This window comes from Streptomyces calidiresistens (assembly GCF_014141525.1).
Taxonomy (GTDB): Bacteria; Actinomycetota; Actinomycetes; order Streptomycetales; family Streptomycetaceae; genus Streptomyces; species Streptomyces calidiresistens.
Genome location: NZ_VKHS01000889.1, coordinates 1 through 2,089, shown reverse-complemented (window position 1 = coordinate 2,089; position 2,089 = coordinate 1). Strand labels below are relative to the sequence as shown.

2 protein-coding genes are annotated in these 2,089 nt (G+C 74.5%); both read right to left on the bottom strand.

Going from position 1 to position 2,089, the window contains the following annotated elements; genetic code table 11:
* A partial coding sequence (locus tag FOE67_RS29680) for a 2-oxoglutarate dehydrogenase E1 subunit family protein (protein WP_438874295.1) occupies positions 1-386 on the bottom strand: 386 nt, incomplete at its 3' end.
* 480 nt (positions 387-866) lie between these two features.
* Positions 867-1,931 (bottom strand): HAMP domain-containing sensor histidine kinase, encoded by a 1,065-nt coding sequence (locus tag FOE67_RS23820; protein WP_182666898.1) that lies wholly within the window; start codon positions 1,929-1,931, stop codon positions 867-869.
* Between the last annotated feature and the right edge of the window lie 158 nt (positions 1,932-2,089).

Below are 2,089 nucleotides of genomic sequence, written 5' to 3'. Positions count from 1 at the left end.
TCCTTCGCCGGGGCCTTGGGGGGCGCGGCGGGCGCGGCCGGTGCCGCGGACTCGGCGGCCGAGGCGTCGGCGGCCGGGGCCTTCGTCCCCTGCTCGGTCCCCGGCGCGTCGCCGGACCGCTTCTCCGTCACAGCCGGGGTCGGCGCGTCGGTGCCCGCCGGGGTCTTGGCGTCGGGGCGCTCCTCGCCCTTGCCGTTGCCCGAACCGGGACGGTAGTCGGCGAAGAAGTCCCACCAGGCCCGGTCCACGGAGTTGGGGTCCTGGAGGTACTGCTGGTAGATCTCGTCCACCAGCCATTCGTTGGCGCCGAACCCGGCCGCGGGGCCGTTTCCTGATCCGGCCTGGTCGGTGGAGACACTTGACGTGTTCGGGGACTGTGGCGACACGGCGGCAACCGCCCTCTTCCGCTTCGCAAGGTGATGGGACAGCGGGAATCAAGGCTACGCCTTTCGGATGCCCCGGCGCAGTCCCAACGGCGCAGTCGTCGCGTACATCACACTCACAGGGGTCACCTGCCGTGTTTTGATCCGCGAAACGACGGGAAAGAAGCGGGGTTTGGTCGCATCCGGATCGCTTTCGGGAAGGACCGGGCGCGACTGCGACAGGGCGTCGGCGCAGCCGTCTCCGCACGGAGGGTGACCGGATGGGGTCTCCCGTTCGACCCCTACCCGGCCGGGCGCGGTGTACGCGCACCGATCACCGGCCGGCCCGCGGGTGACCGGTCGGCGACGAACCGGTGCCGCCGCCGGCCCCGCCGCACCGCTCCCGGGCCGGTCGGTGGGGACCGGAGCGGGAGGGTCGCGGCGCTCCCGGCCGGAGCCGGGGGAGCCGGACGGACGCGAGCCGCCCTCCACCGCGACCCTATGTCACCCCACCGAACCGTGATCACCCGGGAGGGTGACGCGGATGCGGCAGCCCCGCTCCGATTCCGCCACCCCGATCGTGCCTCCGTGCAGGTCCACCGCCCAGCGGGCGATCGCCAGCCCCAGGCCGGTGCCGCCGTCGCGGGCCGGGCCACCGGGTCCCGAGCCGCGCCCGAACCGCTCGAAGACCATCTCCCGCTGATCGCACGGGATGCCCGGGCCCTCGTCCAGCACCTCCAGTTCCAGCCCGCCGCGCTGCCGACCCGGGCGGGCCCGCACCGTGACCGTGCCGCCCTGCGGACTGTGCTTGATGGCGTTGTCCACCAGGTTGGCCACCACCCGTTCCAGCCGCTCCGGATCGGCGTGCGCGACCAGCCCCGGGGAGTCCTCCTCCGCCGTCGGTCGGACGTCCAGCTCCAATCGAACGTCCGGACGGGCGTGGCCGCGGCCGAAGGCCACGTCCGCGTCCCGCAACAGGTCGCCCAGGTAGCGCTCGACCTCCAGCGATCGGGGTCGCAGCGCCACCACGCCGTTCTCCAGCCGGGAGAGGTCGAGCAACTGCTCCACCATCCGCCCCAGCCGTTCGGTCTGCCGGAGCGCGCCCGCCATCGTCTCGCGGTCGGGTTCGCAGACCCCGTCCACGACGTTCTCCAGCACCGCCCGCAGCCCGGCGATGGGCGTGCGCAACTCGTGGGAGACGTTGGCGACCAGGTCGCGGCGCTGCTGGTCCTCGGCCTGCAGGTCGGCCGCCATCCGGTTGAAGGCGCGCGCCAGCTCCCCCAACTCGTCGCGCCGGCGCACCCGGACGCGCCGGCCGTACTCGCCCCGGGCCATCGCCCGCGCCGCCGCCGTCACCTCGCTGATCGGCGCCGCCAGTCCCTGCGCCACGAACTGGGTGATCAGCAGCGAGGAGATGACGGCGATGACGGCGATGATCCGCAGCTCCAGCGAGGAGCGGTGGGCCAGCAGGATCAGCACGGTGGTGATGGTGACCGAGAGGATCACCAGCCAGCCGAGGGCGGCCTTCACCGACCGCAGCGGGTCCACCGGACGCAGCGCGGCCCACAGTCGCCGGGCGGCCGGGAGGCGCCCCGGTCGGCGGGCACCCCGGCCCGTCCGGTGCTCCCGCCGTCCGGTGCTCCCGCCGGCCGCCGGCGCGGACCGGCCGTCGGTCGGTGCCGTCCCGGTCGGCGGGGGAGCGGGACGATCGGGGGGCGGCGGTGTCC